Origin of the sequence: Halostella litorea, assembly GCF_004785955.1 — an archaeon.
GTDB lineage: Archaea > Halobacteriota > Halobacteria > Halobacteriales > Natronoarchaeaceae > Halostella > Halostella litorea.
The window spans coordinates 305,853-331,874 of sequence record NZ_SJER01000005.1 but is presented as its reverse complement, the minus strand read 5'-3'; the positions used below and the strand labels follow the sequence as shown (position 1 = coordinate 331,874).

The window sequence follows — 26,022 nt, the reverse complement described above, 5'->3', positions numbered from 1 at the left end:
GCCGCACCGATATCGGTCGCTGAAGGCGTTTCCAGCGGGAACGCCCGCATCCGCTAGCGTCCCCTCATCGCGGTCGATGAACACGTCGCGCTCCACGTCCGGCGCGCCCGGGAAGAATATCGGCAGCCGCGCCGGCGCGTTCGCGTGGGCTTTGCCCATGAACCGATAGCTGAATACGCCAATCTGTAGGGTTATGGGCGTGGTATCCGCGGGATCGGGTTTGGTGTTTCCGCGGGGGCGTACTGTGGTAGGTTCACGGAATCACGAATGAGTGAATAATGCCAACCGGCAGTTTGGTTCAGTCCTGAACACACTCGACTGTGATTTCCCGGTCCAACGAAACCGTGAGATTCTGATTGCTTGCCTCTAATGAAACGGTTATATTCGTTGAATCGTGCTGCTGATCACCTGAGCCAAAAATCCCTGAAGAACTGCATCGAAAGTCACCACGGATGGCTTGCATCCCGTTTTCAGGTTGTTCTTCCCGTAATCCCTCTCCGCCAATCATATCGCCGTTCGTATTGCTAACCTCGATCTGATCTACGGCTAAATTCGATGCCCCTGTTTGGTCGGTAAATAGTGTTATACCGATATTGTTATATTCGTAATCAGAACAGACAAAAAAACATCCGCCTCCTTCATCGGCCTGACCACTTTCCAATTGGACTGTCCGTGTTCCGTCCTCTGCGGCCGGATACTCGATCCCAACCAGCGCGTTCGCGTCGCTGGCGGTCTGTACCGTCGTACCCCGTTCGGCGACGGTCGAACTGAACGCCCCGCTGGGCGCAAGGAAGACGAGCGCCCCACAGACGAGCAACGCGATTCCGGCGCGTTGTAGCCCGTTCACGGCGGTCGCTCCATCTCGCCCAGTCGCATCCGACGGTTCTGTACGATGTGGACGACAGCCGATACGGCGAAGAGGCCGAGCACGACCGCCGCCCAGCCGAGTTCCGGGATCGGTTCCGTCGGGAGGAGTCCGAGACCGACGGCCCCCAGCACACCGCCGCCCACGACGGAGAGACCCAGGTAGTACACGCCCCACGGGATGGAGTCCTCCGGTACGACGTCCATGTACACGTCCAACTCGTCGGCGGCATCGGTGAGTTCGATCTCGTGGTCCTCGTACTCGATCATCCCCGCGTCCGCAAGCGTCGGCAGGTGCGTCTGCTGAAGCGACGTGTAGACACGCTTGCGCTCGGCGGAGGTGATCTCAGAGACGGTCTTTTCCTCCTCCCACGCGGCGACTTGCTCGGCCAGGTCCGACAGCGTCACTGCCCCCTCCTCCTGCTTGCAGAACTGGATCGTGTAGCGACGGCGGTGGTTGCTCAGGATCGAGAAGAGTTCGTCCTTGTCGGATAGGCCACCGCCTTGCGTCGCCATTTTCTATATCTGAGTCAACTATTCGACGTGACATATCCCTTTCGGCTCTCCCGGCGTTGATCGTTTTCGACTACCGGTTTTCCCCGTTCAAGGGCTGGTTTCGCCCGGTTCAGGGCCGGTGTGAAGTGTAGTCAAGCTCACTAATACAAAGTGGTAGGGTACCCATTGCTCGGATAAGCACGGACTACCCGTGCGTCGGAGACAACAACAATGAGAATGAATCGACGCAACGTCTTGATCGGACTGGGTACAGCAGTAGTTGGCGGCGGCGCGGCGTTCGGGTCGGGCGCGTTTAGTCAGGTGGAGGCGGACCGGACGGTGAGCATCAATACTGCTGACGACTCCAACGCCCTGCTTCAGCTCTCGATCGACGGAAACTACAGTGGGCTAAGTAATACCGGGGGAGACCAGATCCAGCTAGATATCTCCTCCCTCAACGAAAACGCGATCACGACCTTTGACTCCGCGTTGACTATCAGGAATGCGGGCAGTAACGAAGTCAACGTTAAGGTTAGCAACATGCCGGATGCGCTCTCCTTCGAATATGGCGACGGGAACGGTGGTACTAACAAGCTCTCGGATACTCCCGCTACGCTATCAGCAGACGGTGGAAACCAGAGTTTCGACGTGAAAGTCGATCTGAAGAGCTACAACCTCCCCGGATCCGATCCCGACATCACGATCACTGCGACCGATACGAGCAGATAAGCCACTACCCTTTCGGACCTAATTGGCTGTGTGACATATATCTACGAGGCCGCTCTCTACCCTTCTATCACATGTATAAAAACAGCGAAAGCGTACTATTCTTAGGAATATTGGCGGTTTTCCTCTCCCTCGTTCCAATTGGCATCGGATTTACTGATAATTATACCACCTTGAACACGCTGGTTGCTGTCGCAGATGGACATCTCCACGTCGATCAATTCGTACACGGCCCCGAAAACGGTAACACGCCCGGGATGGTCGTCATCGAGGGCCAGTTATACGGACGAAACTACGCCCACGCCTACCTCTCGCTACCGTTCCTGTGGTTTCTTTCGGTGAGTTCGACACTGGTCAACCCGTCGGTGACGCTCCCGTTGATCTGGTCGGCCCTGCTGTTCCTCCTCATTACCAATATCGGGACGCGATACGGCTACCGACTGGAAGGGATGGTCGGCGGGGGACTGACCGCAGCTCTCCTGTTTGCCGTCAACGCGTACTTCGCACAACCGATCGATCCGGAGTGGCACGCGTTGCTGGCGTTCCAACTCTCGACTGTAGTCGCCGCCGCGCTCGTCGCGGTGTTCGTCTACAAACTCACCGCACGAATGTACGACGACCGTGTCGGCGTGTTCGCCGGCCTCTCCACGGCTCTCGCCACGCCCGTTGGCTTCTGGGCGACGATCCCCAAACGCCACAGCTTCTCGGCGCTGTTCGTCGTCGCGACGCTGTACTGCTTCTACCGGAGCCGGGACGCACCGAACGTCTGTGAAGCGACGAAATTCCGGGCGCTCTCGTACGTTCCTGTCGGTCTCGCGACGTGGCTCCACGCTCCGGAAGGACTCATATTGTTCGTCGCACTCGGAACCGTCGACGTGCTCACCGCGCGTTCGAACGATCCGCGACACCTCGCGGTGGTCGGCGTCGTCTTCTTCGTTTCCCTGCTCCCGCTTTTCATCACTAACGCCCTGATCTCGGGGAACCCGTTTGAACCACCGCGAGCCCTCCCGCAGTTCGACGGGAACACGTCCGCGCTCGCTGGCGGGGGTGGATCGGCCGGTGCGGCGAACGGGACAGCCGGGGGAAGCAGCGGAAACGGCGGGGGCGGGATCACGCTTGCACCACTCGTCGCCATCGCGGCGGCCGCCGGTGAGAAAGCCGTCGTCTTCGTCGAGTACATGTCCGGAAGCGTCGGGGCGCTACTGGACCCCGGCCGGCTCTTCGGCGTGGTCGTCCGGAGCGGCCACGGTCTCGGACTCCACCGCTACGGCACGCAGTCGGTCAACCTCTCGATCGTGGAGTCGATGCCGTTGGCGGGAATCCTCTTCGTCGGTCCGGCCGTCCTGTATCGACGGATCCGGGCCCGAAGCGGACGTGAGTGGAACTCCGTTGTTCGGTCCGTCCGGCGGGATCCGAAACGCGCGACGGACCTGCTGGCGGTCGTCTACCTCTCACTGCTGGTCGTGATGTACGTGCCGCGGCTCCCGATCCACGTGTCGTTCACGGTCCGGTATCTCCACCCGCTGTATCCCCTCTGTGTCTACTTCCTTGCGCGACTCAGCGTCGTTCGGAACCTCGTCCGGACGCAGGGGCGCTTGCTCGCTGCGAGTTACGCCGGGTTCGTCGTCGTCGGCGGAACGCTTTTCGCGCTCGTCGTCACCGCGACGACGGGAGAAGTCGGCGAGGCGGTCCAGCTCCACGCCCGCGTGGCAATCACCGCGGCCGCGCTCGTGCTCTACTGGAGCGTGCTTTCGACGTTCTACGACGGGTACGAACGGCTCGGTGCCGTTCTGGTCGGGTTCGCCGGCGCGGTAACGACGACGTATCTCTTCCTGTCGGCGTTCCTCTACTTCCAGTACTCGTCGCGGTTCGCGCTTCCGATGTCGCGACTCGTCGCCGACTGGTTGACGCTCTGATCGGTCCTGCCGGCGGGCCGGTTCTCCCCGGTTTCAAGCCGGGCAATACGCGCGTCGTCTCGGCGCTCAAGCTATCCCTTCACCGCTTCACGCGACCTAATACAAAGGTAACCCCTTCCTATTGTGTAGATACACGTGCGACTCAACGCCCTTGCCGTCGTCGCCCTCCTTCTCGCGGGACTCGCAGTCCCGACGGCGGCCGCCGTCGCGGTCGACGACCCCGAGACCGACGACGTGGGGGCCATCTCCCTCGCGCCCCATGACGGGCCGAACGGCGCGTACGCGACCGTCGAGGACGGCGAACTCGCCGTCGAACTCGACGACCTGAACGCCGAGGCCGTCACCACCGCGGACCGCGTGTTCACCGTCACCGCCGACGAGGAACCGCTCCGCGTGGCGGTCGTCCACGACTCCGCGGCGGTTACCGTCTACCGCGGCGGGAATCCCGCCGACGCGATAGACAGCCGGGAGGACGCGGTCCTGCTCCAGCCCGGTGAGTCGCTGGCGGTGGGCGTCGAAGTCGACACGCGGGGCCGCGACGACGTGTCGCTGTCCTCGGTGACCGTCCTCGCGCTGTCGCCCGACGGCGAGGCGGTCGACGAGACGGAGGTCGACATGGGCGACCTGGCCGGCTCCGGCGCGGACGAGTCCGACTTCGACGGGGTCGACCTGGCCGACGACGCGCTCGTGTTCGTCGACGGACGCGTCGACGACCGCGAACTGACGGCCGGCGAGGCGGTCACGGCGACGACGACCGTCACGAACCGCAAGAACCGGAGCGTGACGGTGACGGTGCCGTTCCGGGTCGACGGGGTGACCGTCGACGAACGCCAGGTGCGGGTCGGTGCCGACGCGAGCACCACCGTGACGTTCGAGCGCCGGTTCGAGCGGGCCGGTGAGTACGCGCTCGCCGTCGGCGACAGCGACCTCGGGACGGTCGAGGTGCTGGAGCGGGACGGCCCGTCGCCGGCGTTCGCGGTGTCGAACGCGTCGGTCGGCTCCGACGCGGCCGCGGTCGGCGAGTCGGTCACGGTGACGGCGACGGTGGCCAACGACGGTGCGGCCGACGGCACGTTCACCGCGGAACTCGTCGTCGATGGGGTCGTCGTCGACAGCCAGCGGGTCACCGTCCCGGCCGGGGAGCGCCGCTCCGTGACGTTCGAGCGCGCGTTCCGGAGCGAAGGGCGCGTCGACGTCGACGTCAGCGGCACCGACGCGGGCACCGTGGCCGTCGGCACCGACAGCGCCGACCTGATTGACCCGTCGACGCTGCAAACCTCGGCGTCCGGGCTGGCGATCGGCGTGCCGCTGCTGCTCGGGGCCGCTATCGTCCGCCGGCGTCGGCGAAAAGGACTATAACCGTCGATTGACATTATCCGACAGTGACCCTCCGCGCCGCCGCCAGAAGTGCCGTCGAAGTCCTCCTGATCGTCGCGCTCGTCTCCCTCCTGCTCGGGCAGGCGATCGGGCAGCCGATCCTGCTCGGGTACGTGACGACCGACAGCATGGAGTCGGAGATCGCGGCGGGCGACGGGTTCGTGGTCGTGCCGACGGCGGTGACGGGCGACGTCGAGGAGGGCGACGTGGTCGTGTTCGAGGCCCAGCAGCTCCACGGCGGCGGCCTGACGACTCACCGCGTCGTCGACCGGACCCCGGAGGGGTACGTGACGAAGGGCGACAACAACCCCTTCACCGACCAGGACGGGGGTGAGCCGCCGGTCTCCGACCGGCAGATACGCGCGAAGGCGCTGCAGGTCGGCGGCAGCGTCGTCACCATCCCCCATCTCGGCACGGCCGTCGACGGCGTCCGGGGGGTCGTCACCGACGTCACGGGGACGGCGTCGTCGAGCGACAGCGTCGGCGGGGTGCTCCTCGTGGCCGGCGCGGTGCTTTTCGTCGTCGCCGGGCTCACCGGGGCGAAGAAGCGGCCGACGACCCGGGAACGGAGCCGCCCCAACGTGCTCGACCGGCGGTTGCTGTTCGGCCTCCTCCTGCTCGTGGTCGTCGTGCCGACGACGGCGGCGATGACGATGCCCTCGGGGACGACCGAGTACGCGGTGCTGGGGGCCGAACAGACGGGCGACGACCCGCTTATCGTCGAACCCGGCGGCGAGACCACCGTCGAGTACCGGATCGCGAACGACGGCATGGTGCCGACGGTGGCCGTGGTCGACCCGGCCAGCGACGGCGTGACCGTCGCGGACCGCCGGGCGACGGTGGAAAGCGGCGGCACCGCGACGACGGACCTCACCCTGCAGGGGCCGGCGACCCAGGGCGTCACCTACCGCGACGTGTCCGAGCGTCGGTACGTCGCGGTCCTCCCGGCGGGCCTGCTCGTGGCGCTCCACGACATCCACCCGTGGGTCGCCATCGCGGCCGTCGACGGCGTCGTCGTCTCGGCGGTGACGCTGCTCGTGGCGCTTGGCGTCGGCCTGCGGGACCAGCGGCTGCGGTCCGCCGGGAGCGACCGGTCAGTGACCGACCGACTCAGACGCCGACTTGGACTGTGACCACTCATGACCGAGAACGAAGACACCTACGAGACGACCGACCGCGGGCCGAACGCCGAGGCTGACGGGGGTGTGGCCCGGTGAGCGATCTCTTCCCGCCGCGCGTCCGGCTGGTCACGGCCCGGTACGGCCGCGAACTCGCCGTCGCCTGCGTGGTACTGGGCGTCGTGGCGCTGGTCGCGGCCGGCGCGGTCGTCGCGACCTCGGACACCGACACCGTCACCGAGTCCCGGAACGTCCAGACCGTCGATACGGGGGTCGACACCAGCGCGGTCGTGACCGACCGGGACTCGGTGTGGGAGTACGAGTCCGAACTTGAGAACCAGGCGCGCTACCTCGTCAACGACACGCCCGTCCTCACCGTCACCCCGACCACGCGCGCGCCCGAAGGGACGGAGGTGACACACCGGGTCGCCCTCGAACTGCGGGCGGTCGCCGACGAGGAGACGTTCTGGCGCAACGAGACCGTGCTCGTCGAGGAGACGACGACCGCCGCCGGCGGCACCGCCCGGACGAACGCGACCGTCGACGTGCGCGAACTCGACGAGCGGCTCGAAAACACCTCCCAGCGGCTCTCGAACGTCGGGAGCCTCGCCGTCAGGCTCCACGTCACGACGACGTACGACACCGGCGACTACGCCGGCGAACTGACGGCGGACGCGCCGTTTCGCGTCACCGAGAACGCCTACTGGGTCGACGGCGACCTGTCGTCGTCCCGGCGGCACAGCACGCCGGTCACCCGCGAGACGGAGGCCGAACCCGACTACGGCCTCCTGCTGTCGCTGTTCGGCGGCAGCGTCGGCGCGTTCGCCGTCGGCGCGGTGCTCTGGCGGGGGCGCGAGGACGCCGTCGACGTCGGCGCGATCCGCGAGGAGATCCACCGCCGCCGCCACGACGAGTGGATCTCCTGTGGCTCGATCCCGATGTGGGTCGACAAGGAACACGTCCAGCTCGACACGCTCGAGGACGTCGTCGACGTCGCCATCGACGGGAACCAGCGCGTCATCTACGACCAGCGGTCGGAGCTGTACGCCGTCATCGACGGCGACATGATCTACTACTACTCCCGCGAGGGATCGTGGGACCAGATGGCGTGGCCGGACGTCGGCGCGATAGACGCCGGTCCGGCCGGCGAGGGGCCGGCGGGCGGCGACGGTGCCCCCGGTGCGGATGCGGGCGCGATGATGGAGAACGCCCCCGACCCGGACAGCGACGACGCCTGGGAGGAGCTGTAGCCGCTAGACCCAGTGGGCGTCGCCGGGGGTCGTCTGGAAGACGGCCCGCGAGAGCACGTCGACGGCCTTCTCCAGCCCTTCCCGGGAACTCGTCAGCGAGTCCTCGTGTTCGATCGAGAGCGTCCCGTCGTAGCCGACCATGCGGAGCGTCGAGACGAGGTCCTTCCAGTGTTCCTCGCCGTGGCCGTAGCCGATCGAGCGGAACAGCCACGAGCGGTCGGCCTCGTCGGTGTAGGGGGTCGTGTCGAGCACGCCCTTCTCGCGGGCGTTGGCGTCGTACACCTTCGTGTCTTTGGCGTGGAAGTGGTGGATCGCGTCGCGCTCGCCGAGCAGGCGGACGGCGTCGGTCACGTCGATCCCCTGCCAGTAGAGGTGGGAGGGGTCGAAGTTCGCGCCGATCCGCTCGTTGGTCGCCTCCCGCAGCCGCAGCAGGCCGTGGGGCTCGTACACGAGCATGTTCGGGTGCATCTCGATGGCGACGTTCACCCCGTGGTCGTCGGCGAACTCGGCTATCTCCGACCAGTACGGGACCGCGACCTCCTCCCACTGGTACTCCAGGGCCTCCGCGTGCTCGTTGGGCCACGGCGCGGTGATCCAGTTGGGCACCTCGTCGTTCGGCCCGCCGGCCGGCAGCCCGGAGAACGTCGTGACGGCGTCCACGTCGAGCTGGGCGGCCAGTTCGATGGCCTCGCGCAGTTCGCGGTCGGCTTCCTCCGCGGTCGCCTCGTCCGGGTGGATGGGGTTGTTGTGCGTCGCGAGCGCGCTGATGTGCATGTCGTGTTCGGACAGCAGCCCCTTCAGTTCCGCCTGGGCCTCCTCGTCGTCGAGGTACTCGGCCCGCGGGAGGTGCGTGTCGCCCGGGTGGCCGCCGACGCCGGGCTCGACGGCGTCGACGCCGATACCGTTCAGATACGCCAGCGCGTCGGACAGCGGTTCGCCGTACAGCGGTGGTGTGTGGACGCCGATCTCCATGGCTACCGTTTCGGCGACCCCGGGGAAAAATCAGGGGGGTCGCGCGGCGATGTCGGCCGTCGCGTCCGCAGGCTGTGCGACCGATCCCATCACCGTGCCCGCCCGGGGGCGCTCCCCGAGCGTCACGTTCACCGTCGTCCGGTTACCGTCGCGGATCACGGTTAGTTCCACCTCCTCGCCGGGGGCCGTCTCCCGGGCGAGGTAGCTGCCGAGGCTCTCCTGGGAGGCGACCGTCTGGCCGTCAACTGCGACGATAACGTCCCCGCCGACGGGCACCTGCTGCCCGTCGACCGTTTCCGTGTCGTTGCTCCCGACGAGGACGCCGTCGGCCGGCCCGTCGGAGGCGGTTCCGACGACGAGCACGCCCTCGCTCGCGTTCAGGCCATTCGCCTCGGCCACTGCGGGCGTCACCGGGACGGTCCCGACACCGAGGTACGGGTGGTCGTAGCTCCCGTTGTCGATGAGTTCGGGGACGACGCGCCCGACCAGCGCCGGGGAGACGGCGAAGCCGATGTTGTCCCCGCCGCCGGCGCGGTTCACGCCGACGACCTCGCCGTCACAGCTGACGAGCGGGCCGCCGCTGTTGCCAGGGTTTATCGACGCGTCGGTCTGGACGGTGTCCGGGATCGAGAACCCGGCACCCGTCGGCATCGACCGGTTGACGCCGCTGACGATGCCGTGGGTCATCGTCCCCTCCAGCCCGAACGGGCTGCCGAGCGCGGCGACCCGCTGGCCGATCGGCGGGCTCTCCTCGGCCACGGGGATGGACTCGACGCCCTCGGGCGTGTCGTTCACCTGCACGACGGCCAGGTCGGTGTACACGTCCGTGCCCGTGACGTTGCCGGAGCGGACGGCCCCGTCGGCGAACCGGACGTCGACGGTGTCGGTCTCGCGCTCACCCTCGTCGACTTCGCCGCTCGGGCCGACGCCCGCGACGACGTGTTCGTTCGTCACGACGTAGCTCGTCCCGTTGTCCTGCGCGAAGACGAAGCCCGAGCCCTGCCCGCCGTCGCTCAGCACCTGCACGACCGCCGGGCTGGTGTTTTCGTACAACTGTTGGTACTGGCACGCCGACTGCTGCGTGCTGTTCCCCGCTCCCTCCTGTGCGTACACGTCCTCCTCCGTCGGCAACTGCGCCAGCGCCGGCACCGCGACGGCGACGAGCAGCGTGAGCACCACGACCGCGAGGCCGACCCAGACCGCCTTCCGTTTCATGGTCGCCCCATTCGCGGATCGGGGAATAAACCGGGCGAGTCGTTGCGCTCCGTTTCGGGCGGTTCCGGAAGTAAGGCGGCGTTACGGCGGCCGCTGTCGGGCTGTTAGTTCGGAATTCGCAAACGTCGGACCGCGGGTGAGCGTCCCCTCCGTCACTCGACCTGCGCGTCCGGGCCCTCGACCGAGCGGAGCGAGACGGCTTCGCCCCGCTCGCTGGACCGATAGATGCCGTCGATGACGCGCTGGACGGTCAGGGCCTGCTCCATCGTGTTCCGCTCGGGCGCTTCGCCGCGCTCGACGGCCGAGAGGAACGCCTCCTGCTCGGACTTGTGCGCGTCGTTGGGGCGGGTCTCGACCTCCGCGTCGGTCAACTGGTCCGTCCCGACGTCGCTCGACTCGTAGACGGTGAGGTCGCCGGTCGACTTGTCGAACTTCGCGCCGGCCTCCGTGCCCCGCAGGACGAAGTCCTGACTGCTCTCGCGGTTCGTCGCCCACGCCACCTCCAGCGAGACCGTCGAGCCGTCGGCACACCGGATGAACGCGCTCGCGGAGTCGTCGACGTCGAACCCCTCGGGCCCGATGTCCTCGCCCCACATCTCGATGAAGGAGTACTTGTCGCGGTCGCCGAACTGCGCCCTGGTCTGGCCGGTCACCTCGACGACCTCGGGGAAATCGAGGAAGTACAGCGCGAGGTCGATGGCGTGGACGCCGATGTCGATGAGCGCGCCGCCGCCGGCGACTTCCTTCGACGTGAACCACGACCCGCGGCCGGGGATCCCCCGTCGGCGGATGTAGTTCGCCTCGACGTGGCGAACGTCGCCGAACCGGCCCTCGGCCTGGTGGCCCTTGATCGCCTCGACGGGGTTCGCGTAGCGGTTGTTGAACCCGGCCATGCAGAACCCGTCGGCCCGCTCGGCGGCGGCGGCGATGCGCTCGGCGCTCTCGACGGAGTGGGCGAGTGGCTTCTCCAGCAACACGTCCAGCCCCGCCGCGAGCGCGTCGGTCGCGTACTGCTCGTGGTACTTGTTCGGCGTCGTGACGATGACGGCCTCGGCCACGTCGAACAGGTCCTCGTGGTCGTCGTAGGCGGCGATCCCGTACGTGTCGGTGAAGTGGGACCGCGCCGTCGCGTCGATGTCCATCCCGCCGACGACGTTCGCGCCGAGTTCGCGGAGCCGGTCGACGTGGTACTGCCCGATGTTGCCGAGACCGACGATCCCCACCCGTGGAGCGGAACTCTCCGTCATTGGTTAAGCATCACCCGTTGCCGCGTTTAACTCTTCAGGTTCGGATCGGCGCTCGCGCCGGCTACGGCTTGTACTCCGGCGGCTCGTCCCGGCCGATGCGGATCTCGTAGGCCTCGATGTCCTCGAAGGCCGCGACCTGCCCGCCGATGTCGACCCGGCCGTCCTCCGTCTCGACGGTGAGCGCGGCGACCTCCTCGCTGGCCTCGAAGGCGATGTCGGCGACCTTCCCGCGGACGATCCGCGACTCCCCGGTCTCGACGTCCCGGCCCTGGATCGTCGCGTAGAACTCGCCGCCGGCCTCGATGAGATGTTTGACGCAGCGCCGGATGGAGGCGTACCGCCGCGGGAACGCCCGGTCCTCGCCGTCCGCGGCCAGCGTCTTCGCGGCGGTCGTCCAGAGGACGGTGCCGAAGAAGCCGGACACCAGGAAGCCGAGCGCCGAGCGGTTGAAGATGACGCCGTAGCGGTCCTGGTCGTCCCGGAGCGCGTCCTGCGTGGCGTAGATGGAGTACTCCCCGTCCGCGACGGCGATCACCGGCGTCGTGATGCCGCGGCGGGCGCGGGCCGTCGTGGCGACCCGCAGGTAGTCGAACTCCTCGGGGTCGGGCGCGCCGGCGGCGGGCGTCAGGAGCAACTCGACGCTGACGCCGTCCTCGCGCGCCGCCGCCAGGTCGTCCTCGAACCGCTCCAGCAGTTCGGGCGTCATCGAGAGCGCGAGTTCGTACTCCGCCTCGTCTATCACCTCCGAGAGGTAACGGAGGATCGTCGAGCGCGATTTCACCAGCGACACCGCCTCGGTCTCGCGGGCCGGGGCCTGGTACCGCGACTCCAGTTCCGACACCATCCCCGACAGCGAGGACTGCACGTCGGCGTACGCGTCCTCGGGGTCGACCGCGATGATCTTCATCGGGCGGGACTCCCGCAGTTCGACCAGCCCGCGGTCGCTCAGGCTCCGCACCGTGTCGTACACGCGGGGCTGGGGGATCTCGGTCTTCTCCGCTATCTCGCTTGCGGTCAACTGCCCGTGTTCCAGCACCGCGAGGTAGGCGTCTATCTCGTACTCGCCGAGGTTGAACCGCTCCCCGACCTGCTCCATCGTCGAGCGGAGGTCGTCCGTAGCCATGTAACCGTCACTATCGTTCTAGGGTAAATCGTTTACTGAAAGGCGAGTTGCACACCGTTTCGAAACCGAGTTTCATCCGGCGGTCCGGCCGTCGGTGGGTTCGACGGTTTCGGGCCGCTACATGTACATCCTGTCCTCCGGGCGGTCGGCGGGTTCGGACCGGTCGAGGCGCTCGGAGAGTTCGGTGTAGTACTGCTGGAGGCCGTCCGCGAACTCCCGGAGCGGGCCGGTGTCGAAATCGATCGGGTACAGGGCGCCGAGCGTCTCCAGCAGGCGCAGCGCCGCCTCGGCGTCCGGTGCCTGCGCGTGGACCGGCGTGACGAGGACGCCGACCCGGAGGTCGCTCTCCATGCCGCGTTCGAGCAGCGCCGCGTTGACGCCGTCGAGGAAGCCGTTCCCCATCGGCGGCACGTCCGACTCGGCGAGGCGGTGCTCGCGGTAGTCGTCGGTGGCGACGTAGAACGTCCGGTGGTCGTCGGGGCCGTGCGCGACCGGCACGCCCGCCAGCACCGTCACCTCCTCGACGCCCGCCCCGGCCATCCAGTCGAGCAGGGTGCGCCCCAGTTCGTCCGCCAGCGGGAGCGGGACGAACTGCTCGGAGAGGAGCAGGGTCGCGTCCACGCCGTCGCGCGAGAGGAACCGCGTCGGGTGGCGCGGCCGGCCCGCCTCGAACGGGGTGATGGTCGGCACCCCCTCGGCGGTGACGTGGCCGCGGGCCTCCAGGTCGAGGTGGTCGGCGAGGTAGTCGACGGCCGTCAGCCCCGCGAGCCCGAACGTCGAGAAGCCGGCGACCACCGTCGACGACGGCGAACTCGGCTCGGCGACCCGGAACGCGCTGTCGCTGTCTCGAACCATGGGTCACCTACGTGCCGGCGGTATTTCATACTGGCCGTCGGGGCGCTCCCCGGCCGCGCTCGGCCCGGGGCGTCCCCACGACGCCCGGCGGCGAACGGCCCGGCGGGTCGCCGCCGTCCAAATCCTTATCTCGTGGGGCGGGTTCGTGTCGGGTATGTGGATCGGCCGGACCGCGGTGACAGCCGTCGGACAGTCGACGGTGTCGGAGTGGCTGTCCGCGACCCGGCGGACGTGGTCGTCGGCCGTGACCGCGGTCCCCGACCCGGTCGTTGCGCTCGTCATCCTCGCAGTCGGCTGGTACGTCTCACAGTTGGTCGTGCGCCTGGTCGGCCGGAGCGTCGCCCGGCGGTTCCGCCGCCCGAGCGTCACGCGGACCGTCCTCCGGGGCGTGCGGTTCGTCGTGTTGCTCGCGGCGGCCGCGCTGGCGGGGATCCAGGTCGGCCTCCGGGCCGGCGACGTGCTCATCTCCGTCACCGTCCTCTCGGCGGTGATCGGCATCACGCTCGCGCCCATCGCGAGCAGCATCATCAGCGGGCTGTTCGTCCTCGCGGACCAGCCCTACGAGATCGGCGACATGATCGAACTGGCCGACCGCGGCCAGCGCGGCTACGTCGAGGACATCACGCTGCGGTACACGAAGATGGTGACGCTGGACAACACGTTCCTCGTCATCCCGAACTCCACGATCCGCGAACGCGACATCGTGAACCACTCGGCGGAGGACGAGCGGACCCGCCTGTCGCTGTCGGTGCAGGTGACCTACGAGAGCGACGTGGAGGCGGCCCGGACCCTGATGGAGCGGGCCGCCAGGGACGTCGACTCGGTCGTCGGGGGCGGCCCCTCCATTCGCATCGGGGCGGCGCGGTACCCGGCCGCGCCGACGTGCTACGTCGACGACTACGCGGACGACGGCGTGGTGCTGACCCTGCGCTACTGGGCGAAGCAGCCGTACAAGCTGCTGACGGTGCGCTCGGCGGTGAACGAGCGCCTGCGGGCGGCGTTCGCGGGGACCGACGACGTGACGATCGCTTACCCCCACCAGCACCTCGTGTTCGACGAGACGAGCGGCACCGCGAGCGTGAACGTGGACGGCGGTCCCGGGGGCGTGGGGGCCGGCGACGACCGCGCCTGATTTCCGGCCGGCTCAGTCCAGCCCCACCGTGACGATCTGGCAGGAGAGCCGCTGCTTGAGGTAGCGCTCGATGTCCGGTTCGTCGAGGATGCGCCGGAGCACCCGCCGCCACCGGCCGACCTGCTTGTGGCCGATCACGACCACGTCCGCGTCCTCGGCGGCGACCTCCTCCAGGATCGACTCCTCGACGAGGAACCCGGTCCGGACGGCGTACCGGACGTTCGAGAGGTCGCCGAACTCCCCCTCGACGGCGCGTTTCAGCGCCGAGCGCGTCACCGTCTTCCCGTTCTGGTAGAGGTTCACGTGGAGCACCGTGAGTTCGCCCTCGCGGTCCGCGGCGATGGACAGCGCCTCCGACAGCGTCCGTTTCGAGTGTTTCGAGAGGGGGTACCGAACGGGGACGACGATGCGGGTCATTACTCCCGTTCAGCGCGTCGCCGCCGGTAAACTTTCCCACTCGTCGGCCGCCGGACCCGTCGGCGTCCGTCCACGCCGACTGCCCGACTCGCGGACGGGTGGTTTAACCGCCCGGCCGTCTATCGGGCCACCATGGAGGAGCGAACGACGGGCGAGGGCGAGACGGTGTACGTCGACCGGAGCGACGGCGACCGCGGGTCGGACGGCCCCTTCTTCGTCGCCTACCTGACGCCCGACCGGGAGCGGAAGTACGGCTGGTTCTGCTCGAACTGCGAGACGTTCGACAACGCGATGGACGCGATGGGCCGGATCGAGTGCAACGCCTGTGGCAACTTCCGGAAGCCGACCGAGTGGGACGCCGCCCACGAGTGAGCGCCGTCGCCGGCCGCGCCCGCCGGAATCGTCCGGTCAGGGGTCCGTCGCGTGAGAAAGTTTATAACCCGTCCCGTGGTACAGGATACCGAATGGGACCTGTTACCACGCAGCTGGACGAACAGGCCAGGACGATCTTCACCGACCTCGGCTACACCGTCACGGACGACGGCGAGGAGTTCCGAGCCGAGCGCGACTGGAAGTCCGTTCACGTGACAGTGACCGAGGACCCGGCCGAGACGCCCGACTCCGGGAACTATCGCTGTTTCGTAACCTCCGAGGAACAGGCCCCGACCCTTCGCGACCGGCTCCAGCGAGCCGACCCCGAGTACGAGTGGGCGATCATCTCCGTCGAGGACGACGACTACGAGGTCGTCCGCGCGCCGCCCTGCCGCGGCACCGCGGTCTGAGGCGCGTCGGGCGGTCGAACCCCGTTCTCGCGATCCCGTTCAGCCCAGCCGTTCGCTCGTCGCCGACAGCCCGGCGTCCACGTCGACGTCGGCCCCCTGTCGCTCCAGCACGTCGCCCAGCGCGCTCATGAGCAATGCGACGTTGCCCGGCCGCGCGGAGTGGCCCATGCAGCCGATCCGGAATATCTCGCCGGACAGGTCGCCCAGCCCGCCGGCGATCTCTAGGTCGTAGCCGTCGAGCAGCGCGTCGATCACATCGCCGTCCTCGACGCCGTCGGGCACCCGGACCGCGTTGAGGCTCGGGAGCCAGTACTCGTCGGGCGCGTTCATCTCCAGGCCCATCGCCTCGACGCCGGCCTTGAGCGCCCCCGCCGTCTCCAGGTGGCGCTCCCAGCGGGCCTCGATGCCCTCCTCGGCGACCAGCCGCAGCGCCTCCCGGAGGGCGTACACGTTCGTGATCGGCGCGGTGTGGTGGTACGCGCGCTCGTCGCCCCAGTACCCCTCCAGCAGCGAGAGGTCGAGGTACCACGACCGGGCCGGCTCCTCGCGGGAGAGCACCTTCTCCATCGCCCGGTCGTTCAGGGTCAGCGGGCTCGCGCCCGGCGGGCAGGAGAGGCACTTCTGCGGCCCGGAGTAGGCCACGTCGACGTCCCACTCGTCGACGCGCAGTTCCACGCCGCCCAGCGACGTGACGCAGTCGGCGATCACGTACGCGTCGTGCTCGTGGGCGATCCGCGTCAGTTCCGGCACGTCGGGCTGGCGGACCCCCGTACTCGTCTCCGCGTGGACGAAACCGAACACGTCCGGCTGGTGCTCGGCGAACGCCGCCTCCACGTCGGCCGGGTCGAGCGGTTCGCCCCACGGCGCGTCGACGTGGACCACGTCGCCGCCCGCGCGTTCGGCCATGCTCTCCATCCGACCGCCGAAGTAGCCGTTCGTCGGGACCAGCATCGTGTCGCCCGGCTCGACGAGGTTGCCGATGGCCGCCTCCATCGACGCCGATCCGGTCCCCGAGACTGGGATCGTCCACTGGTTGTCCGTGCGGAACGTGTACCGGAGCAGCTCCTGGACCTCGTTCATCACGTCGATGAAGGAGGGGTCGAGGTGGCCGACCAGCGGCGTGCTCATCGCGCGGAGCACGCGGGGGTGGACGTCGCTCGGCCCCGGTCCCATCAGCGTCCTGTCCGGCGGTGTCAGTTCCCCGACTGCGGGCGGGTCGTCGCTGTCGCGTGGCATGGGCCAAACTGTGTCTGATACCGTCAAAAAGCCTCGCCCATCGGAACCGCACACAGCCTTAACTCCCCGGCGGCCGACAGGTCCGCCATGATCGCACAAGCGGGCGGCGACACCGGGGACGTCGTACGGGAGACGTTCAGGGCGTTCGTGTCGACGGTCACCGACGCGTTGCCGCGGATACTCGCTGGGCTGCTGTTCGTGCTGATCGCCGCGGTCGGGATCAAAGTCGCGATGGTCGTCGTTCGCTGGTTCTTAGACCGGACGTTCGCCGGCGAGGACCCGGTCTACCGGCAGTTCCTCGCACGGATCGTCGCGATCCTGCTGTGGTTCGCGGTCGCCCTCGCGTTCCTGTCGGTCGTCGGCCTGGGCCGCATCGCGGCGGCGCTCGGGACGGCGAGCGGGTTCGTCGCGCTCGGGGTCTCCTACGCGCTCTCGGGCATGATAGCCGACGCGGTCGCCGGCATCTACCTCCTGCGGGACCCCGACTTCATGCCCGGCGACACTGTCACGACCGGCGACAAGACGGGGGTCGTCCAGGCCATCGAACTCCGCAAGACCCGCCTGCGGGTCGACGGTAACACGCTCGTCCGCGCGAACGGGAAGATCGAGTCCGAGTGGACGAAACTGGAGGGCGACGACGCGCCGGCGGGCGACGAGGTGTAACCGCGGGCAAGCGGCGTGGTAGCTCATGTCCTGCCCCCCGAGGGGCTTAAGCCCGGTCGGCGCGTAGCCGAACTGTCATGATGGTCGGCCACGCGCTGTTCGCGTTCGCGCTCGTCGCCGGCGGGCTCGCCGCCGCCGGCCAGCGCCGCGAACGAGCGCTGTCGGTCGGCCTCGTCGCCGCCGGCTTCGCCGCCGTCCCGGACGTGGACATGGCCTACGCGCTCGTCGGCCTGCTCGACGCGTCCGGCGGCCCGCTCGCCGCCGCGGAGTCGTTCTGGTCGGCCAGCACGGTCGTCCACCGCTCGGTGACGCACTCGCTCGTCGTCGCCGTCCCGGCGGCCGCCGCGTTCGGCCTCTGGACGCACCGCTCGCGGGCGCTCCAGTTCGTCGGCACCGCGCTCGCGGTGGCGCTGGCCGCCGCCGCGCTCGCGGTCACGGGACCGCTCGCTGCGGCGGTGATGGCGGCCTTTCTCGCGGCCGGCGGGCTGGTCGCCCGGCTGGCCGACGAGTACGGCGGGCTGGGGCCACGGGTCGTGTTCGCCGCCGCGCTGGTCGGGCTCTGGTCGCACCCGTGGGGCGACCTCCTGACCGGCGAGCCGCCGCGCCTGCTGTACCCGCTCTCGGACGCCGTCGTCCCGCGGGTCGCGCTGTCGGCCGACCCGACGCTCCACCTGCTCGGCGCGTTCGCGCTCGAACTCGCGGCGCTGTGGCTCGCGGCCGCCGTGTTCTTCCGGCTGACCGAGCGGTCGGTCCCCGCCGCCGTCGACCGCCGGGCGGCGGTCGGCGGGCTGTACGGCGCGGCCGTCGTCGCGATGGACCCGCCGACGCTGTCCGTGTCGTACCACTTCGTGTTCACCATCCTGGCGGCCGGGCTGCTCGTCGCCGCGCCGGTCCGGCGGCCGCGGCTCGCCGGGCTTCGCCGCCGGACCTGGACGTGGAGCGCCGACGACGTCCTCGGCCGGGCGCTGACTGCACTGGCGGCGCTCACGGCAGCACTGCTTGCGTACGCCGTCGCCTACCTCGCCGTCGCGTAGGCACAATCTTTTACTCTCGACGCCGACAGGTACACCTATGTCTGACGCAAACATCGACCGCCTCTTTCGGGACAGGCGGCTGAACGCGGGGCTGGCGTGGCTCCTCGTCGGATTTCTGGGGGTCGTCGCGGTCGAGGAACTGCTCGTGGGGGAACTGCTGTGGGCCGGGTTCGCGGCGGCGGTCTGTCTGCTCTCCTTGCTGCCGTTCGTCGCGTACCGGTCGCCCGAGGTGATGCTCCCCTGGGAGGTGATCGCCGTCGCGGCGCTGCCGATTCTCGGCCGCGCGGTGGCGACGGTGCCGGTCACCGGTACCCTCGCGACGTACCTCTCGGTGGCGGCGGTGGCGCTCATCATCGCGGTCCAGTTGCACGTGTTCACCGGCGTGGACATGACCTACGGCTTCGCGATCCTCTTCGTCGCCGTCACGACGATGGCGGCAGCGGGCACGTGGGCGGTGGTCCGGTGGGCCGCCGACGCCCAGCTCGGCACCGGCTTCCTCGAGGGCTTCGCCGACCCCGAGCGCGCCCTGATGATCGAGTTCGTCTACTCGTTCGTCGCGGGGATCGTCGCGGGCGTCGTGTTCGAACTGTACTTCCGCCGGCGGGCCGAGCCCGAGGAGCGCCTGCCGAGCGACGTCACGGAGGACCTGGCATGAGGATCCGCGACTACTTCGGGATCACTCAGGAGCGACAGGACCAGATCTCCTACGCCATGGAGATCGGCCTCGTCGTCCTCTTTTTCCTCGGGATGGAACGCGGCAGCGTCGGCGTCATGGTCAACTGCGCCGTCGGGCTGCTCGTGCTCCAGATCCCGCCGCTGCTCCAGCGGGACTACGGCGTGCCGATGGACCCGGCGCTGACGCTGTGGATCACCAGCGCCGCGTTCCTCCACGCGCTCGGCACGGTCGGGATCCCGGGCACCGGCGCAACGTTCTACCGGACGATCGGCTGGTGGGACCACATGACCCACGCGCTCTCGTCGTCGCTGGTCGCCGGGGCCGGCTACGCGACGGTGCGGGCCATCGAGGAGCACAGCGACGACATCCACCTCCCGAACCGGTTCATGTTCGTGTTCATCCTCATGTTCGTGATGGCGTTCGGCGTGTTCTGGGAGGTCGTCGAGTTCGTCATCGCCGAGGTGGCCGCCGCGACCGGCGCGCCCCGGGTGCTCACCCAGTACAGCCTGGAGGACACGATGAAGGACCTCCTGTTCAACCTCGGCGGCGCGGTCGTCGTCGCTATCTGGGGCACCGCCCACCTGACCGATGTGGTCGGGGCGATCGAAACCCGGCTCGAGACGCGGTCCGAGACCGACTGACCCCGTCGGCCGCGGCCCGACCTCGGGGTGGGACGCTCCCGGCGGGCGTCGACGTGGGGGATCGTATTCGCCGAATCCTCAAGGAAACAATCAAATACGGGGCGGCTGTTTGATCGGGCCATGAAGAAGTGCGGAGCGAGCCTCGGCCGTCGCCAGTTGCTCGCAGGCCTCGGCACAGCGGCCGCGACGGGCGCTGCGGGCTGCGTGACGGAACTGTGGGCGAGTTCGACGCGGAACGCTCCGGAACAGGTCTCCGTGACCGTCAAGTCTCTCCCCGCCGATCAGGACGCCGCCGGGATCGAGATCGCACGCCAGTACGCCGAACGGCTGCAGTCGATCGGCATCGACGCGTCTATCGAGCCGAAAGCCGAGAGCGAACTGCTGACCGACGTGCTCCTCGACCGGAACTTCGACATCTTCGTCACGCGCCATCCCGGCGTGCGACATCCGGACGAACTGTACTCGCTGTTGCACTCGGTGTTCGTCCAGGAGCAGGGGTGGCAGAACCCCTTCGGCATCACCAACGTCACGCTGGACGAGGACCTGAGCCGCCAGCGGTCGGCCGACGGGCGGACGCGGGAGATGGCGATCGCCGACGCCTTGCGCACGGCGGTCTCCGTCCAGCCGTTCTCGGTCATCGGCTACCCGGAGTTTCTCGGGGCCGCCGACGGCGACCTCGTCCGTAAGTGGCGCGTCCCGACCCTCCAGCGGTCGCTCGACTACCTCCGTCTCGGCCCGGACGTCGAGGGGGCGTCCCGCGACCGGATCCGGGTCGCGACGCGCAACGGCGCGGTCACCGCCAACCGGAACCCGCTGGCGGTGGAGCAACACCACAACGACAGGGTCCTCGGCCTCATCTACGACCGGCTGGCACGGCTGATAGACGGCGAGCCGGCGCCCTGGCTCGCGGAGTCCTGGCGCTGGGTCGGCTCCGAAGGCGACGAGACACCGACGGCCGTCGTCACGCTCCGGGAGGACCTCTCGTGGCACGACGACGAGCCCCTCACCGCCACCGACGTCGCGTTCACCTACCGGTTCCTCTCGGACACGTCGATGGGCAACGCGAACGACACGGTCCCCGCCCCGCGGTACCGCGACGCCTCGACGCTCATCTCTCGGGTTTCGGCCGTCTCCGACCGCGAGTGCCGGGTGGAGTTCAACGAGTGTAGCCGGGAAGTCGCGGCGACGGCGTTCGCGGTCCCCCTCTTCCCCCAGCACATCTGGTCCGAGCAGACGAACCTGATCCAGGAGTACCTCACCCGGGCGCTCGTCTGGGAGAACCGGGAGGCCGTGGGAAGCGGACCGCTCGCGTTCGACAACGCGAGTCAGGGCCAGGGGCTCACGCTGACGCGCAACGACGACCACTTCCTCCTCGACGGCCGGGACCTGGAGTCGCCGGTCGCCGAGTTCCAGGGCTCCCCGGCGTACGAGACGCTCGAGTTCACCGTCGTCCCCTCCGGCGCGGCGGCGATAGAGCTCATCGAGGACGGGGAGCAGGACGTCGTCGGCTCGTCGCTGGACGCCAACGACGCCCCGCGGGCCAACCGCTCGGACTCGGTCCGGCTGCTGATCGGCGATCCACAGGAGTTCTACATCATCGGATTCAACACGCGTTCGGCACCGCTCTCGAACCCCCGTTTCCGTCGGGTGCTCGGCCGGCTCGTCGACAGGGAGGCGGTCGCGGAGGACATCTTCGACGGCTACGCGTCCCCGGCGAACGCCCCGCTGGTCGGGACCGACTACGTCCCCGACGACCTCCAGTGGTCCGGGACGAGCGCGGTCGGCGAGTTCCCCGGCGAGGGCGGCGAGGTCGACGTCGACGAAGCGAAACAGCTGTTCCGCGACGCCGGCTACCGGTTCAGCGGGCAGGGTGAGCTTCTCATCCAGAACCAGAACTGAACGTTTCCGCTGAACTTAAACCGTCCACTCCGTAGAACTACGTATGGGTCTGGTCGACGTGGTACTGCAGCTCGCGGTGATGGTGTCGTTGCTCCTCACCGTGGCGTCCGTCGTGTTCGTCGGCCCCCGCCGCGTGTGGCGCGCCGCTCGGGACTTCCGGTGGCGGCTCAACGAGGTCGCGCCGTATCTCACGGTTTTGCTGCTCGTCCTCGGGATCCGGAAGCTGACGATGGACTACACCGGGGAGCTCTCGTGGGCGCTCGACTGGAACATCACCGAGATCATCTACAGCCTCGAGGGGACGCTCGTCGCCGACATCCAGTCGATCCGGACGCCGCTGCTCACGGACTACTTCGTGTTCATCTACCTGTACGGCTACGTGTTCCTGCTTCTGTTCCCAATCGTCGCCTACTTCGCCCGCGAGGAGATGACCGCGATGAAGGAACTGCTGGTCGCGTACGGGTTCAACTACGGCGTCGGCCTGGTCTGTTACATCCTCTTTATCGCGTACGGCCCCCGGAACCTCATCCCGGACATCGTCAACTCCCTGCTGTACGTCACTTATCCGCAGTCCCAGTTGCTCACCGGCGAGGTCAACCACAACACGAACGTCTTCCCGTCGCTACACGCCTCGCTGTCGGCCACCGCCTTCCTGCTCGCCTGGCGGACCCGCGACGAGTATCTCACCTGGGTCCCGATATCGGGGATCCTCGCGGTCAGCGTCTCGCTGTCGACGATGTATCTCGGCATCCACTGGGGGACCGACGTCGTCGCGGGGCTCGTGCTCGCCGCGGGCAGCATCTACGTCGCCGAGTACGTCGTCTCCCGTGACATGCTCGCCGACTGGGGCCCGTTCGGCCGCGAGTGGAAACTCGGGGGGCTCCGGGACCGGATCCGTGGGCGCTGACAACCCGACAGTGACTTGTCCGTGTCGGCCGGGAGCCCCGGGCATTAAGTCGAGCGCCGGAAAAATACCAAACGATCATGGTGTTCAAGAAGATCACGCTGATCGGGACGAGCTCGGAGAGCTTCGACGCGGCGGCCGACGACGCGATAGACCGCGCGGAGGCGACGCTGAACAACGTACACTGGATCGAGGTCGACGAACTGGGCGTCGAAGTCGCGAGCGCCGAGGACCGGGAGTATCAGGCGGAAGTCACGGTCGCGTTCCAGCTGGAGGACTAGGCCCGGGTCCGCGCGGGGCGGGACCGCCTACGTCCGGAACGACTCGCCGCAGCCGCATTCACTGACGACATTCGGGTTCTCGACGTGGAACCCCTCGCCCTGCAGTCCCGTCTCGTAGTCGAGGACGCTCCCCTCGATGTAGTTCATGCTGGCGGGGTCGACGAACACCTGCAGCCCGTGGTGTTCGTAGATGGTGTCGTCCTCGTCGGCCTCGTCGTCGAAGCGCATCCCGTAGGAGAGGCCGGCGCAGCCGCCCTGCTGGACGAACAGCCGCAGCCCGGCCTCGGTGACGTCGAGGTCCTCGCCCTCCAGCAGCTCCAGGGCCTGCTCGGCCGCCTGTTCGGTCACGGTGATCTCGGGGCGCGTCTCCCCGCTCCCCGCGGCGTCCGTACTCATAGCTCACACGAGGTGGCCGAACGTGTTAACCCTGACGCTGAAGTGGGTCGACCCCGCCCCGGAAGCTACCCGTCGAACCGGGTCCGAACGCTCTCGGCGTGGGCTTCGAGCCCCTCGGCCTCGGCGAGCGTCTCGATCGTGTCCCGCAGGTCGCCAAGCGACTCCTCGGAGAGCCGCTGGACCGTCGTCGAGCGCAGGAACGTGTCGACCGAGAGGCCGCCGTGGCGCTTCGCGCCGCCGTTGGTCGGCAGGACGTGGTTCGTGCCGCTGGCGTAGTCGCCGGCGGCGACGGGGGTGTACGGCCCGAGGAAGGCGCTCCCTGCGCTGTCGATCCGGGAGAGCAACGCCTCGTCGTCCTCGGCCTGAATGGAGAGGTGTTCGGCCGCGTACTCCTCGGCGAACAGCACGGCCTCGCTCATCGACCGGGCGTGGAACACGCCGCTGGCGTCGTTGTCGAGTGCCTCGCGGATCGTGTCGGCGCGCTCCCGGCCGTCGACCGCAGCCTCGACCGCTTCGGCGACGGCCTCGGCGGTCGCCTCGTTGTCCGTAACTGCCACGACGGAGGCGTTCCCGTCGTGTTCGGCCTGCGCGACCAGGTCGGCGGCGACGTACTCGGGGTCGGCGGTGTCGTCGGCGAGGAGGAGCAGTTCGCTCGGCCCGGCGAGGAAGTCGATGTCGACGTCGCCCCGGACTTCGGCCTTCGCGGCGGTGACCCAGCGGTTGCCCGGCCCGACGACCTTCTGGACGCGGTGGACCGTCTCGGTACCGTACGCCAGCGCGCCGACGGCTTGTGCGCCGCCGATGCTGTAGACGGTGTCCGCGCCCGCGGCGTGGATCGCGGCGAGCGTGACGGGGTTCATCTCCTCGGCGGGCGGCGTGGCGACGGCGACTTCCTCCACCCCTGCGACCTTCGCCGGGACGACGCCCATGATCGCGCTGGAGGGGTACGCTGCGGTGCCGCCGGGCGCGTACACGCCGACGCGTTCGAGCGGCCGGAACCGCCGTCCGAGTTCCCGGCCGCCGAACTCCCCGCGCCAGTCCTCGGGCAGTTGCGCCTCGTGGAACTCGCGGACGTTCGCGGCCGCCGTCTCGATCGTCTCGCGCAGTTCGTCGTCCAGTTCGTCGTACGCGCGCTCGGCGCGGTCCGTGACGTCGATGTTCGCCACCTCGACGTCGTCGAACTCCCGTGAGAACTCCCGGACCGCGACGTCGCCCTCCGTTCGGACGCGGTCGACGACCTCTCGGACGTCGCTCCGAACCGCCTCGACGCCGGCGTCTCGGTCGAACAGCGCGGCGCGCTCGTCCGGCCCGAGGTCGGCGACTGACCTGACGTTCATACCCCTCCCTTGTCGGGAGCGCGAAAAACGGTTTTCCATCCGTCCCCCGCCGTCGACGCACCGTGCACGGCGTGCACCGATCCCACGACGTAGTTTCATAACCGTTCGGTCACTTCCCCCGAACGGACAACGACGATGATCGACGGACTCGTGATCGGGGTCGTCTTCTCGCTGTTCGGCCTGCTGCTGTTCTACGGCGGGGTCCGAAAGCTCCTGAGCGGCATCGCGCTGTACCGCAACGACGCGATTCCGGTCCGGCAGGTGGCCAAAAGCGACGGCGCGGTCGAGTTCGACGGCCGGGCCGAACCCCGGGCCGACGAGGGCGCGTTCGAGGCCCCGTTCTCGGGCGAACCGGCGCTGTGTTGCGAGGTGTGGATGGAGATGAAGTCCCGCTACCCCGACAGCGACGAGGAGGGCGTGAAGATCTACACCTCGGAGGAGCAGATGACGCTGGACGACACGGAGACGGTGTGGGGGCTGGCGGAGAGCGACGGGATACGCCGCCCCTTCGCCGTCGACGAGAGCGGTGCCCGCGTCGTGGTCGATCCCGCGGACGCGGACCTGGACATCACCGGCCACATGGGCGAGCAGGTGATGTCCGTCGGCGAGGGCGAGACGCTGTCGGAGGAGGCCCGCGCGCGACTGGCCGCGCTGGACGGGATGGACGTGGGGTTCGACGCCGACCCCGACACCTGGGACGACGAGGAAAGCGCCGTCAAGTACCGCGAGGCGCGGCTGGAGCCGGGCGACCCCGTCCACGTCGCCGGCGCGGCCGTCGAGAGCGTCCCCGAGGAATGGGGCAGCGGTGTCGACGCGACCGTCGGCGCGTCGGCGTCCGACCGGTTCCTCGTCAGCCGGGGGACCGAGTCCGAGGTCGTCCGCCGCCACTTCGTGCAGTTCGTGGGCGGCGTCCTCGTCGGGGCGGGCGCGTTCGCGGTCGGCGCACGCGCACTGTGGCTCGCGCTATCGCTCTAAACCGGTCGGCTCGCGCCCGGTCCGTTCGAGGCCGACCGGTCCGTGGCCTTCGTCCTGACAACCGACCGCAACAATAACTAGGAACCACGGCCAAACCGCACCTGATGCCCTCCGAATCCGACGGTCGAACCCCCGAACGGGGAGTGGTCGCGACGGTGCGCGGGACGCTCGGAAAGCTGCCGGTCGGGATGCTGTTGCTCGGCGTGCTCGCCGGGGCAAGCGCCGGCACCCTCGGCGATGGGCCGGTCGCGGTCCCGTTCGTCGGCCCGGTGTCGGGCACGCTACTCGGGGGCGCGGGCCTCGCCGTCGCCGCCGCGGCGTACTACCGGACCGATGCCTGCGGCTGCGGCGACGCGGACTGTGGCTGTGCCGGCGACTGCGGCGATTGCTGCTCGTACGACCCTGAATAGGACGGGCGCTCCGCTGTGCGTTCGTTCCGTCGAAACGAGCGAGCCGGAGTACATTCATTACATCAGCACACCAAGTACAGC

Annotated in this window: 28 protein-coding genes and 1 pseudogene; 17 read left to right on the top strand and 12 right to left on the bottom strand. The window is 68.6% G+C overall.

Annotation, left to right across the window (positions count from 1 at the left end; all coding sequences use genetic code 11):
- Positions 1-45 precede the first annotated feature (45 nt).
- From EYW40_RS20210 to EYW40_RS16570, 3 genes and pseudogenes are all read right to left on the bottom strand, one after another.
- Positions 46-195 (bottom strand): annotated as a pseudogene (locus EYW40_RS20210) (Gfo/Idh/MocA family protein); the annotation flags it as partial.
- Between the two features lie 103 nt (positions 196-298).
- Positions 299-847 carry a hypothetical protein gene (locus EYW40_RS16575; protein WP_135822769.1) on the bottom strand — a complete coding sequence of 183 codons (549 nt, stop codon included), beginning with the start codon at positions 845-847 and terminating at the stop codon, positions 299-301.
- Positions 844-1,380, bottom strand: a complete 537-nt coding sequence (locus EYW40_RS16570; protein ID WP_135822768.1) for a DUF7344 domain-containing protein — start codon at positions 1,378-1,380, stop codon at positions 844-846. The genes EYW40_RS16575 and EYW40_RS16570 overlap by 4 nt, the downstream gene beginning before the upstream one ends.
- 216 nt (positions 1,381-1,596) lie before the next feature.
- Here EYW40_RS16570 and EYW40_RS16565 point away from each other — a divergent pair, with 216 nt between their 5' ends.
- From EYW40_RS16565 to EYW40_RS16545, 5 genes are all read left to right on the top strand, one after another.
- The gene (locus tag EYW40_RS16565; protein WP_135822767.1) at positions 1,597-2,088 is read left to right on the top strand and encodes a hypothetical protein; all 492 of its coding nucleotides are present in this window, start codon (positions 1,597-1,599) and stop codon (positions 2,086-2,088) included.
- Positions 2,089-2,423: 335 nt separating this feature from the next.
- Positions 2,424-4,001 (top strand): glycosyltransferase family 39 protein, encoded by a 1,578-nt coding sequence (locus EYW40_RS16560; RefSeq protein WP_161973228.1) that lies wholly within the window; start codon positions 2,424-2,426, stop codon positions 3,999-4,001.
- Positions 4,002-4,136: 135 nt separating this feature from the next.
- The gene (locus EYW40_RS16555; RefSeq protein ID WP_135822765.1) at positions 4,137-5,360 is read left to right on the top strand and encodes a CARDB domain-containing protein; all 1,224 of its coding nucleotides are present in this window, start codon (positions 4,137-4,139) and stop codon (positions 5,358-5,360) included.
- Positions 5,361-5,383: 23 nt separating this feature from the next.
- On the top strand, positions 5,384-6,511 hold the full coding sequence (locus EYW40_RS16550) for a signal peptidase I (RefSeq protein WP_135822764.1): 1,128 nt from the start codon (positions 5,384-5,386) through the stop codon (positions 6,509-6,511).
- 80 nt (positions 6,512-6,591) lie between these two features.
- On the top strand, positions 6,592-7,746 hold the full coding sequence (locus tag EYW40_RS16545) for a DUF5305 domain-containing protein (protein ID WP_135822763.1): 1,155 nt from the start codon (positions 6,592-6,594) through the stop codon (positions 7,744-7,746).
- Between the two features lie 3 nt (positions 7,747-7,749).
- On the opposite strand, the gene EYW40_RS16540 is transcribed toward EYW40_RS16545, so the two are convergent.
- The 5 genes from EYW40_RS16540 to EYW40_RS16520 form a co-directional block, all read right to left on the bottom strand.
- On the bottom strand, positions 7,750-8,718 hold the full coding sequence (locus tag EYW40_RS16540) for a sugar phosphate isomerase/epimerase family protein (RefSeq protein ID WP_135822762.1): 969 nt from the start codon (positions 8,716-8,718) through the stop codon (positions 7,750-7,752).
- A 30-nt stretch (positions 8,719-8,748) separates the two neighbouring features.
- Positions 8,749-9,933, bottom strand: coding sequence for a S1C family serine protease (locus tag EYW40_RS16535; protein ID WP_135822761.1), 1,185 nt, complete (start codon positions 9,931-9,933; stop codon positions 8,749-8,751).
- 152 nt (positions 9,934-10,085) lie between these two features.
- Entirely contained in the window at positions 10,086-11,180 is a 1,095-nt protein-coding gene (locus tag EYW40_RS16530; RefSeq protein ID WP_135822760.1) for a Gfo/Idh/MocA family protein, read from the bottom strand.
- Between the two features lie 61 nt (positions 11,181-11,241).
- Complete coding sequence (trmB, locus tag EYW40_RS16525) at positions 11,242-12,303, bottom strand: HTH-type sugar sensing transcriptional regulator TrmB (RefSeq protein WP_135822759.1); 1,062 nt, start codon at positions 12,301-12,303, stop codon at positions 11,242-11,244.
- Between the two features lie 117 nt (positions 12,304-12,420).
- Positions 12,421-13,158 (bottom strand): proteasome assembly chaperone family protein, encoded by a 738-nt coding sequence (locus EYW40_RS16520; RefSeq protein WP_135822758.1) that lies wholly within the window; start codon positions 13,156-13,158, stop codon positions 12,421-12,423.
- A 154-nt stretch (positions 13,159-13,312) separates the two neighbouring features.
- On the opposite strand from EYW40_RS16520, the gene EYW40_RS16515 reads away from it, so the two are divergent.
- Positions 13,313-14,290, top strand: a complete 978-nt coding sequence (locus tag EYW40_RS16515; protein ID WP_135822757.1) for a mechanosensitive ion channel family protein — start codon at positions 13,313-13,315, stop codon at positions 14,288-14,290.
- Positions 14,291-14,302: 12 nt separating this feature from the next.
- Here EYW40_RS16515 and EYW40_RS16510 read toward each other — a convergent pair whose 3' ends face one another.
- A complete protein-coding gene (locus EYW40_RS16510) occupies positions 14,303-14,707 on the bottom strand; it encodes a universal stress protein (protein WP_135822756.1) in 405 nt (134 codons plus the stop codon).
- A 132-nt stretch (positions 14,708-14,839) separates the two neighbouring features.
- On the opposite strand from EYW40_RS16510, the gene EYW40_RS16505 reads away from it, so the two are divergent.
- Both EYW40_RS16505 and EYW40_RS16500 read left to right on the top strand, forming a co-directional pair.
- Positions 14,840-15,079: a DUF5816 domain-containing protein gene (locus EYW40_RS16505; protein WP_135822755.1), complete on the top strand. Its 240-nt coding sequence runs from the start codon at positions 14,840-14,842 to the stop codon at positions 15,077-15,079.
- A 92-nt stretch (positions 15,080-15,171) separates the two neighbouring features.
- Positions 15,172-15,489, top strand: a complete 318-nt coding sequence (locus EYW40_RS16500; protein WP_135822754.1) for a DUF7116 family protein — start codon at positions 15,172-15,174, stop codon at positions 15,487-15,489.
- A gap of 39 nt (positions 15,490-15,528) precedes the next feature.
- Here the strand turns inward: EYW40_RS16500 and EYW40_RS16495 are convergent, their stop codons facing one another.
- The gene (locus EYW40_RS16495; RefSeq protein ID WP_375137159.1) at positions 15,529-16,725 is read right to left on the bottom strand and encodes a pyridoxal-phosphate-dependent aminotransferase family protein; all 1,197 of its coding nucleotides are present in this window, start codon (positions 16,723-16,725) and stop codon (positions 15,529-15,531) included.
- 87 nt (positions 16,726-16,812) lie between these two features.
- Here EYW40_RS16495 and EYW40_RS16490 point away from each other — a divergent pair, with 87 nt between their 5' ends.
- The 7 genes from EYW40_RS16490 (at position 16,813) to EYW40_RS16460 (ending at position 22,823) form a co-directional block, all read left to right on the top strand.
- Positions 16,813-17,388 (top strand): mechanosensitive ion channel domain-containing protein, encoded by a 576-nt coding sequence (locus tag EYW40_RS16490; protein WP_135822753.1) that lies wholly within the window; start codon positions 16,813-16,815, stop codon positions 17,386-17,388.
- A 77-nt stretch (positions 17,389-17,465) separates the two neighbouring features.
- A complete protein-coding gene (locus EYW40_RS16485; protein ID WP_135822752.1) occupies positions 17,466-18,422 on the top strand; it encodes a metal-dependent hydrolase in 957 nt (318 codons plus the stop codon).
- Between the two features lie 37 nt (positions 18,423-18,459).
- A complete protein-coding gene (locus tag EYW40_RS16480) occupies positions 18,460-19,077 on the top strand; it encodes a hypothetical protein (protein WP_135822751.1) in 618 nt (205 codons plus the stop codon).
- On the top strand, positions 19,074-19,739 hold the full coding sequence (locus tag EYW40_RS16475; RefSeq protein ID WP_135822750.1) for a DUF2238 domain-containing protein: 666 nt from the start codon (positions 19,074-19,076) through the stop codon (positions 19,737-19,739). Before EYW40_RS16480 ends, EYW40_RS16475 begins: the two co-directional genes overlap by 4 nt.
- A gap of 120 nt (positions 19,740-19,859) precedes the next feature.
- The gene (locus EYW40_RS16470) at positions 19,860-21,638 is read left to right on the top strand and encodes an ABC transporter substrate-binding protein (protein ID WP_135822749.1); all 1,779 of its coding nucleotides are present in this window, start codon (positions 19,860-19,862) and stop codon (positions 21,636-21,638) included.
- 43 nt (positions 21,639-21,681) lie between these two features.
- On the top strand, positions 21,682-22,545 hold the full coding sequence (locus tag EYW40_RS16465; RefSeq protein WP_135822748.1) for a phosphatase PAP2 family protein: 864 nt from the start codon (positions 21,682-21,684) through the stop codon (positions 22,543-22,545).
- 77 nt (positions 22,546-22,622) lie between these two features.
- On the top strand, positions 22,623-22,823 hold the full coding sequence (locus EYW40_RS16460; RefSeq protein WP_135822747.1) for a dodecin: 201 nt from the start codon (positions 22,623-22,625) through the stop codon (positions 22,821-22,823).
- A 27-nt stretch (positions 22,824-22,850) separates the two neighbouring features.
- On the opposite strand, the gene EYW40_RS16455 is transcribed toward EYW40_RS16460, so the two are convergent.
- Together EYW40_RS16455 and hisD are read right to left on the bottom strand one after the other, a co-directional pair.
- On the bottom strand, positions 22,851-23,219 hold the full coding sequence (locus EYW40_RS16455) for a HesB/IscA family protein (protein ID WP_135822746.1): 369 nt from the start codon (positions 23,217-23,219) through the stop codon (positions 22,851-22,853).
- Positions 23,220-23,284: 65 nt separating this feature from the next.
- On the bottom strand, positions 23,285-24,556 hold the full coding sequence (gene hisD, locus EYW40_RS16450) for a histidinol dehydrogenase (RefSeq protein WP_135822745.1): 1,272 nt from the start codon (positions 24,554-24,556) through the stop codon (positions 23,285-23,287).
- A gap of 135 nt (positions 24,557-24,691) precedes the next feature.
- Here hisD and EYW40_RS16445 point away from each other — a divergent pair, with 135 nt between their 5' ends.
- Positions 24,692-25,531 (top strand): hypothetical protein, encoded by an 840-nt coding sequence (locus tag EYW40_RS16445; protein WP_135822744.1) that lies wholly within the window; start codon positions 24,692-24,694, stop codon positions 25,529-25,531.
- A gap of 104 nt (positions 25,532-25,635) precedes the next feature.
- Positions 25,636-25,941 (top strand): hypothetical protein, encoded by a 306-nt coding sequence (locus EYW40_RS16440; RefSeq protein WP_135822743.1) that lies wholly within the window; start codon positions 25,636-25,638, stop codon positions 25,939-25,941.
- Positions 25,942-26,022 lie beyond the last annotated feature (81 nt).